Source organism: Arthrobacter sp. P1_B3, assembly GCF_056406615.1.
The window spans coordinates 87,210-103,212 of sequence record NZ_JBFTZV010000019.1 but is presented as its reverse complement, the minus strand read 5'-3'; the positions used below and the strand labels follow the sequence as shown (position 1 = coordinate 103,212).

The window sequence follows — 16,003 nt, the reverse complement described above, 5'->3', positions numbered from 1 at the left end:
CGCCTTCGAACCGATCATCGTCCACAGCCTCCACAAGAGCATCTCCCACCTGGAAGCCGCCTGCCGCACCCTCACGGCCCGCTGCGTCCGGGGCATCACCGCCAACACCGAACACCTCCGCCTCACGGTGGAACAGTCAATCGGCCTCGTCACCGCCCTGAACCCGCACCTGGGCTACGCCACGGCCACGGCCATCGCGCAGGAAGCCCTCGCCACCGGCAAGGGCGTCGCGGAGCTCGTACTCGAACATGGACTGCTCACCGCCGAGCAGCTCACCGAGCTCCTCAGCCCACAACGCCTGGCCAACCTGAGCAAGTAGCGCACCTCCGAACCCCGAAGGACCCTCATGACTCATCCCGACACTGCCCGCGCCCTAAAACAGCCAACCCAAGAACTACCGGCCCCACCACGAGAAGCCATCTCCGACCACACCATTCCGGCGCATGCCCACGCCTCCGGGGCCGCGCTCCACGCCGAAGACCAGGGCTACCACAAAGGCCTGAAACCCCGGCAGGTCCAGATGATCGCGATCGGCGGCGCCATCGGCACCGGCCTGTTCATGGGCGCCGGCGGCCGTCTCGCCACCGCCGGACCGGCCCTGATCATCAGCTATGCGGTCTGTGGGTTCTTCGCCTTCATGATCCTGCGCGCCCTCGGCGAACTCGTGATGCACCGGCCGTCGTCGGGCTCCTTCGTCTCCTACGCCCGCGAATTCTTCGGCGAGAAAGCCGCGTTCGTTACGGGCTGGCTGTACTGGCTGAACTGGGCCATGACGGCGATCGTGGACATCACCGCCGTCGCGCTGTATATGAACTTCTTCAAGAAGTACTGGGCGCCCATCGCGGACGTACCGCAGTGGGCCTGGGCCCTGGCGGCCCTGATCCTGGTCCTTGGCCTGAACCTCATCAGCGTCAAGGTGTTCGGCGAGCTTGAATTCTGGTTCGCGCTCATCAAGGTCGTGGCGCTCGTGTCCTTCCTGCTCGTGGGCATCTACTTCGTCATCTTCGGCACACCCGTGGCCGGCCAGGAGGTCGGCTTCAGCCTTATCGCGGACAACGGCGGCATGTTCCCCAACGGCCTTCTGCCGGCCATCGTGGTGATGCAGGGCGTCGTGTTCGCTTACGCCTCGATCGAACTGATCGGCACCGCCGCCGGCGAGACCGAAAACCCGGAGAAGATCATGCCGCGGGCCATCAACACGGTGATTGTGCGCATCGCCGTGTTCTACGTCGGCTCGCTCGTGCTGCTTTCCCTGCTGCTTCCCTACAGCTCCTACAAGGCCGGCGAAAGCCCCTTCGTGACATTCTTCGGCTCCATCGGGGTGGACGGCGTGGACGCCATCATGAACCTCGTGGTCCTTACCGCGGCGCTGTCCTCGCTCAACGCGGGCCTCTACTCCACCGGCCGGATCATGCGTTCGATGTCCGTTTCGGGTTCCGCGCCGAAGTTCGCCGCCCGGATGAACAAGTCCGGTGTCCCTTACGGCGGCATCGCCCTCACTGCCGGCGTGGCTGTCCTGGGCGTGATCCTGAATGCCGTGGTCCCGGCCGAGGCCTTCGAGATCGTCCTTAACGTCGCATCGCTGGGCATCATCAGCACCTGGGCCATGATCGTCCTGTGCCAGATGCAGCTTGCCCGGCTCGCAGCCCGCGGAGAACTGCTCCGGCCCGCGTTCCGGATGCCGGGCGCACCCGTCACGGGCTGGATCACCCTGGCATTCCTTCTGGCGGTGCTGGTCCTCATGGCCTTCGACTCGCCTGTAGGAACGTGGACCATCGCCTCCCTCGCAGTCATCATCCCGCTCCTGATGCTCGGCTGGCGCCTCTGCCGGCACCGCATCCTGGAGATCGCCGCGGTCCGGGACGGGTTCACCGGCCCGTATCCGCTCGTCGCCGCCCGGCCCATGGGCAGCGCCGATGGGAGCACCGAAGGGGATTCGGAGTGACACCCCGGCAGTCCGCCTCCGCGTAACGCAACGTCCCCGCAACCTCTCATGCACCCCGTTCGCATATGCTCAGCAGACCAGCCCACACTGGCGCCCACCGGCTCAGCGACGAACCATCCGGGAGACACTTCATGACCAACTGGCGGATCAGGGACTTCCATTCGGCCGACCTTGACGGCATCCTGCACCTCTGGGAATCCCTCAAAGAATCAAATGTGGAGCCCGTCTACGCGCTCTCGGAGGTCCTGGCCTCGTGCGAAAAGGACCACGCCGTCGTCGCGGTGCAGGGCGAGCAGGTGGTGGGCGCCGCCGTCGGACGGGCCGCGCATGACCAGGGCTGGATCGTTTTCCTGGCCACGTTGCCCGAGTTCCGGGGCCGCGGAATCGGCACCTCGCTGCTGGCCTCGGTCGAGAACCGGATGGCCCCGCACGGGCTCAACAAGCTCTCGGCCCTGATGCCCGAATCCGAAACCCGGGTGGAGGCGTTCCTGGGCCGCGGATTCGCGCTGAAGAAGAACCTGCGCTACTTCGAACGGAAAATCCCGGTCCAGCGCCAGGAGCTGGAACCCCTCAGCCTGCTTGGCGGCCGGATCCTGGCCCGCGACCTGTGGGAGAACGTGGCCGGTATGCGCAACGAGAAGGAACTGCTGGAACGCCGGCTGGTCCTTCCGCTCGCCGAGGCCGACCTCGCCGACGAATACGGCGTGGTGCCGCCGCGGGCAGTGGTCCTCTTTGGACCGCCCGGTACCGGCAAAACGACGTTTGCCAAGGCGATCGCGTCCCGGCTCGAATGGCCGTTCGTGGAGGTTTTCCCCTCCCGGCTGGCCTCCGACCCCAAGGGGCTGGCCGGGGCGCTGCGCGAGACCTTCCTGGAGATCGCCGAACTCGAGCACGCGGTGGTCTTCATCGACGAGGTGGAGGAGATCGCCGCGCAGCGCTCGGGCGAACCGCCCTCTCCCCTGCAGGGCGTCACCAACGAGCTCCTCAAGATCATCCCCGCCTTCCGCGAACAGCCCGGCCGGCTCCTGGTCTGCGCCACCAACTTCATCCGGGCGCTGGATTCGGCGTTCCTGCGCCACGGCCGGTTCGATTACGTCATCCCGATCGGCCTGCCGGACCGGCAGGCCCGCGAGGCGATGTGGCAGCGCTTCATTCCCGTCGCCGTGGTGGACGACGTCGACGTCGAGCTCCTGGTGGACCGCACGGAAGGCTTCTCCCCCGCGGACATCGAGTACGCGGCCCGCAGCGCCTCCCAGCGGGCTCTCGAAAAAGCGGTGTACGACGACGGCGGCTTGGCGTCCGGCGGCAGCGCCTCAGTCCGCGAGGCGGTCCGGAAGGGTCCGGCCACCCAGGACTACCTCGATGCGATCGCGGACACCCGCACCACGGTCAGCGCCGAAGTGCACCAGCAGTTCCTCGAGGACATCGACGACCTGGGGCGCGTCTAGATGAACTCCGTCAGCAGGTTGTGAGGGGGCCAGGCCGCGATCAAGGTGCCCAGCGGCAGTATGCTTGTGATTGGGTCACAGTTGGGCCCCAATTTCGCTTGACGACAATGGAGCCACCGTGCGTAGTCCCCGGTCGCTATCTCCAACCCCAGTAACGGCCCCGACGCCGTCTGCTGCCAGGCGTGTCACAGCATCGATGCAGCTCGGCATCAGGTCCGGGCAGGGGCCGCTTCGCAGAATCATTGAAGAGTCCTGGAAGCGTTCGCTGCGGCTGCAGGCCAACCCTGACATGCCGCCGTCCTCGGTACTCCTCGATGGTGAGGCGCTTGAGGAGTACCGTCGCGGCCATCCGCTGGCGTCAATCATGCCGGTGATTAACAAACTGCTGATTCAGCCCAGTTCCGAACAAGGGTTGCTCGTGGCCGTCGGGGATGAGCTGGGCAGGCTCCTGTGGGTCGACGGGGATGCTGCCCTGCGCCGGCGTGCCGAGGGCATGCTCTTCGTTGAGGGCGCGGACTGGTCCGAGGCCAGCGTGGGCACCAGCGCTCCTGGAACCGCCCTGGCGCTGGGCCGCAGCATCCAGGTTTCCGGTCCCGAGCATTTCAACCGGGCTGTTCACGCGTGGAGCTGCACGGCGGTGCCGTTCCGTGATCCAGATACCGGGGCCGTGATCGGAGTCCTGGATATCACCGGCACCGAGACGGCAGTCGCTCCGCATACCCTTTCCCTCGTGGAGGCTGCGGTCGCGGCCGCACAGGCGCAGCTGCGCGTGGAGCGTCTTCTGCTGGCCGCCGCGAAGCGCGACCGGCTCGCACGGCGGCGAAAACCTGTTTCCGCCACCGGGCCCAGAACGGTTCCCAGCAGCCCGGTCCGAAGCCTCTATCGCAACAGCCTGCAGCTGCTCGGCCGCGACCACGCGCTGCTCAGCATCGAAGGAAGAACGGTATCGCTGTCTCCGCGGCACAGTGAGATGCTGGCCCTGCTGAGCATCCATCCGGATGGTCTCAGCGGCGAGGAGCTGGGCAGCATGCTGTTCGGGGAAGTCTCAGCCATGACACTTCGGGCGGAGATGGTCCGGTTGAGGAAAGTCCTTCAGCAGTTCAATCCTGCCGCCGTGCCGGAATCCCGGCCCTACAGACTCACCGTGGACGTGCTGCCGGACGCCGGACAGGTTCTCAGTTGCCTCCAGCGCGGGGCACACAGGGTTGCCCTGGAAATTTATCGCGGCCCGGTGTTGCCTCGCTCGGAGGCTCCGGGTGTGGTGACGCTGCGGAGGCGCGTCTCCACACTCCTTCGGGAGGCGGTTCTAACGGACGGCAGCGCGGAAGCCCTGCTCCAGTATGCGGAACTTCCCGAAGCGAGCGATGACATTGCCGTCCGCATGGCAGCGCTGAAGCTGCTGCCGCCCCGCTCACCCAAGAGGGCTGCGGTGGTGGCCGACCTGGAGCGCCTGGAATCCGAACTCGGAACACGCCAGCCCGGGTGACCTGACTCACAAGGCTGCAACCTCGTCGCAACCCTCCCTTCCCTAAGCTTTAGGCAACAGCCATCATCCTGCTCAGCAGAAGTGCCGGGGATGATTGTGCTTCACACTCCAGACCAGGACTGCCTGGGTCACGTTCCACGGCAGCGACGCGGACTGGAACTGTGGCGGGTTATCCATACCCTGACAATCCGCGGGCCTCACCGCACACCCCAGGTGAGGCTTTCGGCGGACAACGGGCTTCACGCCCGGCTTCTGGCCCGATGTTCAATTCATGCCTGCGCATTATTTGCTGCGGCTACAAAACGACGAAGGAATATCGACAATGACGACGATGAAAGCAGCTGTAGTTACTGAATTTGGTAAGGATCTCCAGATCCAGGACCTTCCTGTCCCCACCCCGGGACGCGGCGAGGCACTGGTCAAGGTCATCACCACGGGTGTCTGCCACACCGACCTGCACGCCGCGGAGGGAGACTGGCCGGTCAAGCCGTCACCGCCGTTCATTCCCGGCCACGAAGGCGTCGGCGAGGTCGTGGCCCTCGGCGAGGGCGTCACCGATCTGGCCGTCGGCGATTTGGTCGGCAACGCGTGGCTCTGGTCAGCCTGCGGCGACTGCCAGTACTGCCGGACCGGCTGGGAAACCCTGTGCGAGACCCAGCAGAACGCCGGCTACAGCGTCGACGGTTCCTTCGGCGAATACATGCTGGTGGACAGCCGTTTTGCCGCCCGCATTCCGGCCGGATCGGACCCGGTGGAAATCGCACCCGTGCTCTGCGCCGGCGTCACCGTCTACAAGGGCCTGAAGATGACCGAGGCCAGGCCGGGCCAGTGGGTCACCATCTCGGGGATCGGCGGACTCGGGCACATCGCCGTCCAGTACGCCGTAGCCATGGGGCTGCGGGTCGCGGCAGTGGACATTGCCGACGACAAGCTCGCCCTGGCCAAGAAGCACGGCGCCGAACTGACCGTCAACGCCCTGCACGAAGACCCCGTCGAAGTCATTCAGCGCGAAACCGGAGGATGCCATGGAGTCCTGGTCACGGCAGTGCACCCGTCAGCGTTCGGGCAGGCCATTGGGATGGCACGGCGTGGCGGAACGATCGTGTTCAACGGGCTGCCGCCGGGGGACTTCCCGGCGCCGATCTTCGAGATTGTGCTCAAGGGCCTGACGGTCCGCGGTTCCATTGTGGGAACCCGGCAGGATCTGGAGGAAGCCCTGGAGTTCTACGCCCAGGGCAAGATCCACCCCACGGTGTCCACGAGGGAGCTCTCCGAAGTGAATGCTGTTCTTGACGAGATGAAGCACGCCAAGATCGACGGCCGCGTGGTCATCAAGTACTGAGCAATCCCGGCTGGCTGCGCCGGCGGCGTATCCCTAGGCACCCTGGGGATACGCCGCCGCCGCAGGCACGCATTTGTCACCGCAGAATATGTAAGAAAGAACAGGGGTTACCCATGTCCAACGCCCGCACCGTGGTATCACCCGGCCTCATCCAGGCAGGCGACGCTTTCGAAAACCTGTCCCAGGAGAACCGCCGGTTCGCGCCTTCGGCCGAGTTCGCGGCGAATGCGGTGGTCACCGCCGGCGAGTACGCCGAGGCCGACGCCGACCGCCCCGCGTTCTGGGCGAAGCAGGCCCGGGAACTGCTGRRCTGGTCCAAGGACTTCACCCAGGCGCTKGACTGGTCCAACCCGCCGTTCGCGAAGTGGTTCGTCGGCGGGGAGGTCAACGCCGCCTACAACGCCCTGGACCGSCACGTCGAGGCCGGCCACGGGGACCGGGTGGCGATCTACTTCGAGGGCGAGCCCGGCGAYACCCGCACCTACACCTACGCACAGCTCACCGAGGAAGTGAAGAAGGCCGCGAACGCCTTCGAGTCSCTGGGCGTGGCCAAGGGCGACCGCGTCGCGGTCTACCTGCCCATGATCCCCGAGGCCGTCATCACGCTGCTGGCCTGCGCCAGGATCGGCGCCATCCACTCCGTGGTCTTCGGCGGCTTCTCCGCCGAGGCCCTGCGTTCCCGGATTGACGACGCGGAGGCCAAGCTTGTGGTCACGGCCGACGGCACCTACCGCCGCGGCAAGCCCAGCGCCCTGAAGGCCGCCGTCGACGACGCGTTGTCCCACACGGGAAATGGCGACGGCCACACCGTGCGGAACGTCGTTGTGGTCAGGCGCAACGGCCAGGACGTGGACTGGCACGAGGGCCGGGACCACTGGTGGGCGGACACCGTCGGCGCCGCGTCGGCCGAGCACACCGCCGTCGGGCACGACGCCGAACACCCGCTCTTTATCCTCTACACCTCCGGCACCACGGGAAAGCCCAAGGGCATCCTGCACACCACCGGCGGCTACCTCACCCAGACCGCCTACACGCACAAGGCGGTCTTCGACCTGCACCCGGAGACCGACGTCTACTGGTGCACCGCCGACGTCGGCTGGATCACCGGGCACTCCTACGTCGCCTAYGCCCCGCTCATCAACGGCGCCACGCAGGTCATGTACGAAGGCACGCCGGACTCCCCGCACCAGGGCCGCTGGTGGGAGATCGTGGAGAAGTACAAGGTCTCCATCCTYTACACCGCCCCCACCGCGATCCGCACGTTCATGAAGTGGGGCAAGGACATCCCGGCCCGGTCCGACCTCTCCTCGATCCGCGTCCTCGGCTCCGTCGGGGAACCCATCAACCCGGAAGCCTGGATGTGGTACCGCGAGGTCATCGGCGCCAACGCCGGCAAGAACGGCGAACGGAAGGCGAACCCCGCACCGATCGTGGACACCTGGTGGCAGACCGAGACCGGGGCACAAATGATCGCCCCGCTGCCYGGCGTCACGGCCACCAAGCCCGGCTCGGCCCAAGTCCCGCTGCCCGGCATCGCCGTGGACGTCGTGGACGAGCTCGGCGAATCGGTGCCCAACGGCCACGGCGGCTTCCTGGTGATCCGCGAACCGTGGCCGGCCATGCTGCGCGGGATCTGGGGCGACCCGGAGCGGTTCAAGGAMACGTACTGGTCCCGCTTCGAGACCATGTACTTCGCCGGCGACGGCGCCAAGAAGGACGAGGACGGCGACCTCTGGCTGCTGGGCCGGGTCGATGACGTGATGAACATTTCCGGCCACCGGCTCTCCACCGCCGAAATCGAGTCCGCCCTGGTGTCCCACCCCGCGGTGGCCGAGGCCGCCGTCGTCGGAGCCGCGGACGAGACCACCGGCCAGGCCGTCGTCGCCTTCGTGATCCTTCGCGGCGACGCCGTGGACTCCGGCGACGACACCGTCCAGGAACTCCGCAACCATGTGGGCAAGGAAATCGGTCCGATCGCCAAGCCCAAGACCATCCTCGTGGTTCCCGAACTGCCCAAGACCCGGTCCGGGAAGATCATGCGCCGCCTGCTCAAAGACGTCGCGGAAGGCCGCGAGGTCGGCGACGCGACCACCCTGGCGGACAACACAGTCATGGCCCAGATCGCCCAATCCCTGAAGAAATAAGCGCGCAACGCCGCGCACGCCCGACGAAGGCGCCGCCCACTTTTGGTGGGCGGCGCCTTCGTCGTCGTACGTGCTAGCGTCCGCTTGCGGCGGAGGCTTTGACGGGATGTTCCAGGCTGCGCATCACCCCGTCCGTGACGTCGTCGATCCCGCCCATGCCGTCAACCTTGGCCAGTATGCCGCGCTCGGCATACTTCGCCACCACAGCTTCCGTCTGCCCGTGGTACAGGTCCAGCCGGTGGCGGATCACGGCCTCGTTGTCGTCGCTCCGCCCAGTTTCCTTGGCACGGTGCAGGAGGCGGGAGACCAGTTCCTCGTCGTCGGCAGTCAACTGCAAGACGACGTCAAGAACCTGGTCGCCGGACGCCAGAATGTCGTCCAGCTCGTCAACCTGGCACGTGGTGCGCGGGTAGCCGTCCAGGAGGAAGCCTGACGTGGCGTCTTCCTGCAGCAGTCTGTCCCGCACCATCTTGTTGGTCACGCTGTCCGGGACGAAGTCGCCGTTGTCGATGTACTTCTTTGCTTCCAGCCCCAGCGGTGTTCCGCCTTTGACGTTGGCTCGGAAGATGTCGCCGGTGGAGATCGCAACGACGTCGAGGCGCTCGGAAATCCGTTGCGCCTGGGTGCCTTTGCCGGATCCGGGCGGGCCAATAATCAACATTCTCGTCATTTGTGGGTCCTTCGTGGTGCCGTCGTTGAAAGGGTGCGTCAAGGACCCGCCGCTGTGGCGGCGGGCCCTTGATCGGCTTTAGAAGAAGCCGAGCTTGTTTTCTGAGTGGCTGACCAGCAGGTTCTTGGTCTGCTGGTAGTGGTCCAGCATCATCGAGTGGTTTTCCCGTCCGATGCCGGAGGACTTGTACCCGCCGAACGCGGCCCCGGCCGGGTAGGCGTGGTAGTTGTTGACCCACACGCGGCCGGCCTGGATTTCCCGCCCGGCGCGGTAGGCGACGTTGCCGTTGCGGGACCAGACGCCGGCACCGAGGCCGTACAGGGTGTCGTTGGCGATGCTGATGGCGTCGTTGTAGTCGCTGAACCGCGCCACTGAGACGACAGGACCGAAGATTTCCTCCTGGAAGATCCGCATCTTGTTGTTGCCCTCGAAGATGGTCGGCTGCACGTAGAAGCCACCGGCCAAGTCTCCGTCGAGCTCAGTCTGGTTCCCGCCGGCGAGGATGTTGGCGCCTTCCTGGAGCCCGATGTCGATGTAGGAGAGGATCTTCTCCATCTGGCCTACGGACGCCTGAGCCCCGATCTGGGTTGTGGTGTCCAGCGGGTTGCCCTGGATGATCTGCTGCGTCCGGGCCACGGCGTCGGCCATGAAGGAATCGTAAATGCCGTCCTGGACGAGGGCGCGTGATGGGCTGCTGCAGACTTCGCCCTGGTTGAAGGCATACAGAGTGAAGCCCTCCAATGCCTTGTCGTAGAAGGCATCGTTGGTGTCGGCGACGTCGTTGAAGAAGATGTTGGGGCTCTTGCCGCCGAGCTCGAGGGTGACCGGGATCAGGTTTGCGCTGGCGTACTGGCTGATCAGTCGTCCGGTGGAGGTTTCGCCGGTGAAGGCGATCTTGCGGATACGCGGGCTGGAGGCCAGCGGCTTGCCGACCTCCGAGCCGAAGCCGTTGACGATGTTCAGCAGGCCGGCGGGCAGCAGGTCCGCGATGAGTTCGGCCAGCACCAGGATGGAGGCCGGGGTGTTGGACGCGGGCTTGAGGACGACGGCGTTGCCCGCGGCGAGGGCCGGAGCCATTTTCCAGACCGCCATGAGAATGGGGAAGTTCCAGGGAATGATCTGGCCCACGACGCCGAGCGGCTCGTGGAAGTGGTAGGCGGTGGTGTCGTCGTCGAGCTGGGACAGTCTGCCCTCCTGGGCCCGGATGGCGGAGGCGAAGTAGCGGAAGTGATCCGCCGCGAGCGGGATGTCCGCGTTGAGGGTTTCGCGGATCGGCTTGCCGTTATCCCAGGATTCGGCGACGGCGAGCATCTCGGTGTTCGCATCGATGCGGTCGGCGATCTTGTTCAGGACGGCCGCGCGCTCGGTAGCCGAGGCCTTGCCCCACGACGGAGCGGCTCTATGGGCGGCATCAAGCGCCAACTCAACGTCCGCGGCTGCGCCTCGGGCAACCTCAGTGAATTGCTTGCCGTTCACCGGGGAGACGTTCTCGATGTACTGGCCGGTGGTAGGAACCACCCATTCGCCGCCGATCCAGTTCTCGTAGCGGTCCTTGAACTGGACCTTGGATCCTTCTTGGCCTGGCTGGACATAAACAGTCATGGTTACTCCTCATGGAAAACAGACGTCTTCGTCCTGGCCGCAATCCTAGAACTTCATAGGTTGCGGCCACGCTGCAGCGGGGGCTGTCAGCTGCTCCTTGGCCCTCCGCTGAGCGGCATCTGCCGGCCATCGATAAGCTCGCTGTGTCGGCACGCGTTGGCGCCCATGCATCAGAGGAGGGGACCGTGATTCTGTTTCTGACGATTGTGAGCGGCCTGGCCTGGACCGTGGTCTACGTCGATGCCATCCGGATCGGCTTCAGGGACAGGAGCTACGCGATCCCGGCCGCCGCGCTGGCGCTGAATTTCTCTTGGGAGGCCATTTACGCCGCCCGCTCCATCGCGACCGGAATTACCGCGCAGGGTGTCTTCAACATCGCGTGGGGACTCGCCGACGTCGTGATTGTGTACACCTTCCTGAAGTTCGGCCGCTCCGAGCTTCCGGCTTGGGTGACCCGGCGGCTCTTCATCGGTTGGGCGCTCCTGCTGGGCGTCACGTCCTTCGCCGTGCAGCTGCTGTTCGTCGCCGAGTTCGGCTGGGACCACGCGGCCCGCTATGCGGCCTTCCTGCAGAACCTGCTGATGTCCGGGCTGTTCATCGCGATGTTCGCCGCCCGCGGCGGCACCCGGGGGCAGACCCTGCTGATCGCAGTGGCCAAGTGGATCGGCACGCTGGCTCCCACGGTGGCGTTCGGCTGGCTGGGGAACTCGGCGCTGATCCTGGGCCTCGGCCTGTTGTGCAGCGTCTTTGATCTGGCGTACATCGGGCTTGTCTGGCGGGCCCGGCGCCCCGTGCTCCAGGCCGGGCCACAGCTGTCCAGGCGGTGACCTTCGGCCCTTTTCCGGAGCAACCGGGACCTGCCAGAGTGGCGGTTATGGCCATGGACGCTGTCGTCAAAACCGTGCACGGCACGCTGCGCGGTGCGGAGGCCGACGGCGTCCGCACCTTCCTGGGCGTCCCCTTCGCGGCACCGCCGACCGGGGCGAACAGGCTCCTCCCGCCGCAGCCGGTGGAGCCGTGGACCGGCGTCCGGGACGCCACGGGCTACGGGGATTCGCCTCCCCAGGTTGCTCCGCCCGTCAGCGCGGGTTTCGACTGGGACACCGGCCTCAGCGGAGGCGACTGCCTGAACCTGAACATCTGGACTGCCAGTGCCGGCGCGGCCGGGCTGCCCGTGATGGTTTGGATCCAGGGCGGCGCGTTCGAATTCGGATCAACGGCGGCCTATGACGGCCGGAACTTCGCCCGCGACGGAGTCGTGTGCGTCGTGATCAACTGGCGCGTGGGCGCCGACGGGTTCCTTTACCTCGACGATGGGCACGCCAACGTGGGCCTGCTCGATCAGATTGCGGCCCTTGAGTGGGTTCGGGACAACATCGCGGACTTCGGCGGCGACCCCGGAAACGTAACTGTCTTTGGCGAGTCGGCAGGAGCGATGAGCATCGGCGTCCTTCTCTCCATTCCCCGGGCCGAGGGCCTGTTCCAGCGGGCCATCCTGCAGAGCGGGGCAGCCCACCATGTGCTCCCCTCCCCGGCCGCCGAACGGATCGGACGGTCCCTCGCCGAGAAACTCGGGGTTCCGCAGACCCGCGAGGCCATTGCCGCCGTCCCAGTCAAACGGCTCCTGACGGCGCAGAGGGAGCTCAAGGCTGAACTGCTGGCGCACCCGGACCCCGAGCATTGGGGCCACGACGTGGTGGCAAGCCTGATGCCGTGGCAGCCGGTGATCGACGGAGACGTCATTCCGCGCCGTCCGATCGACCGGATCGCTGCCGGGGCCGGCGCGCACGTCGGCATAATCGTAGGAACGAACACCGAGGACTGGAAACTCTTCCTGGCCATCACCGGCGTGCTCGCCAGGGTTACGGAAGAGAGCCTGGGCGGAGCGGACAACATTGAAGGGTTCCCCCCGCCCGCCGCCTACGGTCTCCCGGTCCAGGCTGCGCTTGAGGCGTATCGCGCCCATTACCCCGGCGCCGCCCCCGGCGAACTTCTGGCCGCGGTGCAGACTGACTGGTGGGTACGGATCCCGGCGATCCGCCTGGCCGAGGCTCACGCGAACGCGGCGCGCGCCGGCGCGGGAACTTACATGTACGAGTTCGCCTGGGCCGCGCCGGGCCTCGGCGCGGTCCATGCCGTGGAGGTGCCGTTTGTTTTTGACACCCTGGACACACACGCCCGGCTGTTCGGGCCGCTCCTGGGCGAGAATCCCCCGCAGGAACTGGCCGATGCCATGCACGCCGCCTGGGTGTCCTTCGCCACCACCGGCGACCCCGGTTGGCCGGAATACGAACCCGCCAGCAGGGTCACTATGCGTTTCGACGTTGCTCAGGGCGTGGTGAATGACCCCCGGTCCTGGGAACGCGCCCTCTGGGACGGCATCCGCTAGCCGGCCGCGCCCGTGTGCCCGGCCTCGCCTGTGACTGCTGCCGGGCCGTCGTAGGAGAGGTTTTCGTAGTCGGTGTCGTCCGCCTCGTCGAGCATGTCGTCGAGTTCCTTCAGCAGCCACGGATTGATTCGGGCCAGGATTTTCCGGGTTTCCTCGACAGGGACGGCGGCGTAGAGCACCGGCCGGGCGTCGTCGTAGCGGGTGACCGGGGGCTTGTCCGGCCACTTTTCGGCCAGCGCCTTGACCCGTTCGGGCAGCGAATTGTGCGCGTTGTCGGCAATCTTCACCAGCGTGGCGTCGTGGTCCTCGGCGATGTACCGGATGCCGGCCTGGTAGTCGTCCGGGTTCTCATGCAGGCGCTTCGTGACCCGTTCGATGATGTCCACGGCGCGCTCGGAGACACCCATGTCCAGCAGTGCCTGCCGTGTCACAGGGGTGTCCTCGGCGATGTCGTGGAGGTAACCGGCGATCCGGATGTCGTCGTCGAAGTCCGCCAGGGCATCCCCGACGGCGAGCACATGATCCCGATAGGGCCGCTTGAGCTTGTCCTTCTGCCGGTTGTGGGCCACCTCGGCCAGGACCTTGGCTGTCTCGACAGTGAAGCGGGGCTGGGGGTGTGCGGGCTCGGTCATGAATCCAGCCTACGCGCCGCGGCTGTCCGTCCGGGCCCCGATGCCGGTTCCCGGACGTGTTCCCGGATGCGCTCCCGGCATGCCGGGCCACACCCAGGGTTCGCGTGGCAGGGCGGCCGGGTCGAAGACGGCCAGCGCATGTTCCAGTGGGCCGGGCGGGAGGCCGACGGATGCCAGCAGCGTGTCCCGGACCTGGTCCGCGGTCACGCCGGCCAGCGCGAGGTCGGCGAGGGTGACGGCGCCGTCGCGCTTGGCCAGCCGGGCGCCGTCGGCGTTCAGTACCAGCGGCACGTGCGCATATTCCGGAACAGGCATATTCAAAAGCGACGCCAAATACGCCTGCCGCGGCGTGGACGGCAGCAGATCGTCGCCGCGGACCACCTGGTCGATGCCCTGGGCGGCATCGTCCACCACCACGGCCAGGTTGTAGGCGGTCACGCCGTCGTTACGCCGGAGCACGAAATCGTCAACCACCCCCGTGTAATTGCCGTGGAGCATGTCCCGCACAGTCACCTCAGCGACGGCGGAACGGAGCCGGACAGCCGGCGGCCGGGCGGCCCGTTTGGCCTCCCGTTCGGCGCCGGTGAGGTTCCGGCACGTCCCCGGGTAGGCGCCCAGCGGAGCGTGCGGCGCGGACGGTGCTTCCTGGATTTCGCGGCGGGTGCAAAAGCACTCGTAGGTCAGACCGGCCGCCGTCAGCTGCGCGATCGCCTCGGCATACAGGTGCTCGCGGTCCGTCTGGCGCACAACGCCGCCGTCCCAGCTCACGCCGACCGCCGCAAGGTCGCGGAGCTGCTCGGCCTCGGCGCCGGCCCGGGCACGGTCCAGGTCCTCCACGCGCATCAGGAACCGCCGCCCCGAGGACCGGGCGAAGAGCCACGCCAGGATGGCCGTCCGGAGGTTGCCCACGTGCAGTTCGCCGGAGGGACTGGGGGCGAAGCGGCCAGCTGAGGTCATGGGACAAGCCTATGCGGAACAGCACAAGAGCCCCTCAGCTACCGATGACTTCGGGAAATCCGACGTCGGTGGCTCAGGGGCTCTTGCCGCGTGGTGGCGCGTTGTGCGGAGTGACGATGCGTGAACAAGAGTCAGTCAGCGGCGGGTTCCTTGCGGGAGCCTCATCCAGGGTCCGGGTGGTGTGCCGGGGTGTCCGTAGCCTTCGGGATCGTGGCGGTGGTCTCGTTCCCTTTGTTGTCACCATTTGAGCAGAAGCCCTACAGTTGGTGCAACGGACCGGCGCTGGAGTAGCCAATCTGATCAACTACGCCCGGGACAGTGAACAGGAAGTGGTCATTTTGCAAGAACTCGACGCGACGGACCGGCGGATCCTCGCCGCGCTGGACGACGATCCCCGCGTGCCGGTCATGGTGCTGGCGCAGAAGCTGGGCTTGGCCCGCGGAACGGTCCAGTCCCGCCTGGAGCGGATGTCGGCGTCGGGCGCGCTCCGTCCGAACAGCAGCCGGGTGCTGCCGTCCGCCCTGGGCAGGGGCGTGGCGGCCGCGGTGAGCGCGGAACTGGATCAGAGCCACCTCAACGAGGCGATCGCTGCCCTGCGCAATATCCCGGAAGTGCTCGAATGCCACGCCCCGGCCGGCGACACCGATCTCCTGATCCGGGTGGTGGCCAAGAGCCCGGACGATCTCTACCGCGTGTCCGAGGAAATCCGGCTGTGCCCCGGGATCGTCCGGACCTCAACGAGCATGTTCCTGCGCGAGGTTATTCCCTACCGGACCACGGGACTACTCGGCGCCTGAACGCCTCGTCGGGTCCGGCACCCCCGGCCTACCAGTCTTGGTTTAGACCGGCGGCCCGGCGTTGGCCTTCAGGTTCTTCATGACCAGCGTTGACGTCAGGCGTTCGACGCCGGGCAGTGAGGTCAGTTCGCTGTCGTAGAAACGCTGGTAAGAAGGGAGGTCCTCCGCTATGACCTTGAGCAGGTAGTCCGGTGATCCGAAGAGCCGCTGGGCCTCCACGATGTTGGGATTGTCGGCCACCCGGTTCTCGAAGATCTCCATCGTGGAACGGTCCACCTGCCGCAGGGTCACGAACACGATCGCCTCGAAGCCGAGCCCCACGGCGGCCGGATCAATGTCCGCCCGGTAGCCCCGGATGATCCCGGCGGCCTCCAGATCCCGCAGCCGGCGATGGCACGGCGCCACGGTCAGCCCGACCTTGGCCGCCAGGGCCGTAGCAGTCATTCGGCCATCCGATCGGAGGTAACGCAAAATACTTCTGTCAATGTTGTCGATCACGCAATTATCTTACCCAAAAGCCGCGATTCTTCAGTAAATACGCGAACACTTCCGGGCCAAAATTGCCTAGAGTTTTCCTTGTACCCGCTACGA

Annotated in this window: 13 protein-coding genes and 1 pseudogene; 9 read left to right on the top strand and 5 right to left on the bottom strand. The window is 66.4% G+C overall.

Annotation, left to right across the window (positions count from 1 at the left end; translation table 11 throughout):
* The 6 genes and pseudogenes from aspA to acs form a co-directional block, all read left to right on the top strand.
* Nucleotides 1–319 (top strand): annotated as a pseudogene (aspA, locus tag AC1D2F_RS18070) (aspartate ammonia-lyase); the annotation flags it as partial.
* Between the two features lie 27 nt (nt 320–346).
* Nucleotides 347–1,945, top strand: coding sequence for an amino acid permease (locus AC1D2F_RS18065; protein WP_476967323.1), 1,599 nt, complete (start codon nt 347–349; stop codon nt 1,943–1,945).
* Between the two features lie 131 nt (nt 1,946–2,076).
* The gene (locus AC1D2F_RS18060) at nt 2,077–3,393 is read left to right on the top strand and encodes an ATP-binding protein (RefSeq protein WP_229996061.1); all 1,317 of its coding nucleotides are present in this window, start codon (nt 2,077–2,079) and stop codon (nt 3,391–3,393) included.
* A 196-nt stretch (nt 3,394–3,589) separates the two neighbouring features.
* A complete protein-coding gene (locus AC1D2F_RS18055; protein WP_229996060.1) occupies nt 3,590–4,879 on the top strand; it encodes a GAF domain-containing protein in 1,290 nt (429 codons plus the stop codon).
* Between the two features lie 331 nt (nt 4,880–5,210).
* Nucleotides 5,211–6,221: an alcohol dehydrogenase AdhP gene (gene adhP / locus AC1D2F_RS18050; protein WP_364744844.1), complete on the top strand. Its 1,011-nt coding sequence runs from the start codon at nt 5,211–5,213 to the stop codon at nt 6,219–6,221.
* Nucleotides 6,222–6,334: 113 nt separating this feature from the next.
* Nucleotides 6,335–8,365, top strand: a complete 2,031-nt coding sequence (acs, locus tag AC1D2F_RS18045) for an acetate--CoA ligase (protein ID WP_476967322.1) — start codon at nt 6,335–6,337, stop codon at nt 8,363–8,365.
* Between the two features lie 73 nt (nt 8,366–8,438).
* Here acs and AC1D2F_RS18040 read toward each other — a convergent pair whose 3' ends face one another.
* Together AC1D2F_RS18040 and exaC are read right to left on the bottom strand one after the other, a co-directional pair.
* Complete coding sequence (locus AC1D2F_RS18040) at nt 8,439–9,026, bottom strand: adenylate kinase (protein WP_229991993.1); 588 nt, start codon at nt 9,024–9,026, stop codon at nt 8,439–8,441.
* A gap of 87 nt (nt 9,027–9,113) precedes the next feature.
* Nucleotides 9,114–10,637: an acetaldehyde dehydrogenase ExaC gene (gene exaC / locus AC1D2F_RS18035; RefSeq protein WP_229991989.1), complete on the bottom strand. Its 1,524-nt coding sequence runs from the start codon at nt 10,635–10,637 to the stop codon at nt 9,114–9,116.
* A gap of 185 nt (nt 10,638–10,822) precedes the next feature.
* On the opposite strand from exaC, the gene AC1D2F_RS18030 reads away from it, so the two are divergent.
* Entirely contained in the window at nt 10,823–11,464 is a 642-nt protein-coding gene (locus AC1D2F_RS18030) for a transmembrane-type terpene cyclase (protein ID WP_229991988.1), read from the top strand.
* A 47-nt stretch (nt 11,465–11,511) separates the two neighbouring features.
* Complete coding sequence (locus tag AC1D2F_RS18025; protein ID WP_364746519.1) at nt 11,512–13,026, top strand: carboxylesterase/lipase family protein; 1,515 nt, start codon at nt 11,512–11,514, stop codon at nt 13,024–13,026.
* Here AC1D2F_RS18025 and AC1D2F_RS18020 read toward each other — a convergent pair.
* Nucleotides 13,023–13,658: an HD domain-containing protein gene (locus AC1D2F_RS18020; RefSeq protein ID WP_229991986.1), complete on the bottom strand. Its 636-nt coding sequence runs from the start codon at nt 13,656–13,658 to the stop codon at nt 13,023–13,025. The two genes, AC1D2F_RS18025 and AC1D2F_RS18020, sit on opposite strands and share 4 nt — an antisense overlap.
* A 9-nt stretch (nt 13,659–13,667) precedes the next feature.
* On the bottom strand, nt 13,668–14,615 hold the full coding sequence (gene gluQRS, locus AC1D2F_RS18015) for a tRNA glutamyl-Q(34) synthetase GluQRS (protein WP_229991985.1): 948 nt from the start codon (nt 14,613–14,615) through the stop codon (nt 13,668–13,670).
* Between the two features lie 338 nt (nt 14,616–14,953).
* Here gluQRS and AC1D2F_RS18010 point away from each other — a divergent pair, with 338 nt between their 5' ends.
* On the top strand, nt 14,954–15,412 hold the full coding sequence (locus AC1D2F_RS18010; protein WP_026266767.1) for an Lrp/AsnC family transcriptional regulator: 459 nt from the start codon (nt 14,954–14,956) through the stop codon (nt 15,410–15,412).
* Nucleotides 15,413–15,454: 42 nt separating this feature from the next.
* Here AC1D2F_RS18010 and AC1D2F_RS18005 read toward each other — a convergent pair whose 3' ends face one another.
* Nucleotides 15,455–15,910 (bottom strand): Lrp/AsnC family transcriptional regulator, encoded by a 456-nt coding sequence (locus AC1D2F_RS18005; RefSeq protein WP_364746522.1) that lies wholly within the window; start codon nt 15,908–15,910, stop codon nt 15,455–15,457.
* Between the last annotated feature and the right edge of the window lie 93 nt (nt 15,911–16,003).

What these genes read in the sequence shown, in the direction of transcription:
- AC1D2F_RS18065 (WP_476967323.1), top strand. Translation starts at nt 347, where the DNA reads ATGACTCATCCCGACACTGCCCGCGCCCTAAAACAGCCAACCCAAGAA.
- AC1D2F_RS18060 (WP_229996061.1), top strand. Translation starts at nt 2,077, where the DNA reads ATGACCAACTGGCGGATCAGGGACTTCCATTCGGCCGACCTTGACGGC.
- AC1D2F_RS18055 (WP_229996060.1), top strand. Translation starts at nt 3,590, where the DNA reads ATGCAGCTCGGCATCAGGTCCGGGCAGGGGCCGCTTCGCAGAATCATT.
- adhP (WP_364744844.1), top strand. Translation starts at nt 5,211, where the DNA reads ATGAAAGCAGCTGTAGTTACTGAATTTGGTAAGGATCTCCAGATCCAG.
- AC1D2F_RS18040 (WP_229991993.1), bottom strand. Translation starts at nt 9,026, where the DNA reads ATGTTGATTATTGGCCCGCCCGGATCCGGCAAAGGCACCCAGGCGCAA.
- exaC (WP_229991989.1), bottom strand. Translation starts at nt 10,637, where the DNA reads ATGACTGTTTATGTCCAGCCAGGCCAAGAAGGATCCAAGGTCCAGTTC.
- AC1D2F_RS18025 (WP_364746519.1), top strand. Translation starts at nt 11,512, where the DNA reads ATGGCCATGGACGCTGTCGTCAAAACCGTGCACGGCACGCTGCGCGGT.
- AC1D2F_RS18020 (WP_229991986.1), bottom strand. Translation starts at nt 13,658, where the DNA reads ATGACCGAGCCCGCACACCCCCAGCCCCGCTTCACTGTCGAGACAGCC.
- gluQRS (WP_229991985.1), bottom strand. Translation starts at nt 14,615, where the DNA reads ATGACCTCAGCTGGCCGCTTCGCCCCCAGTCCCTCCGGCGAACTGCAC.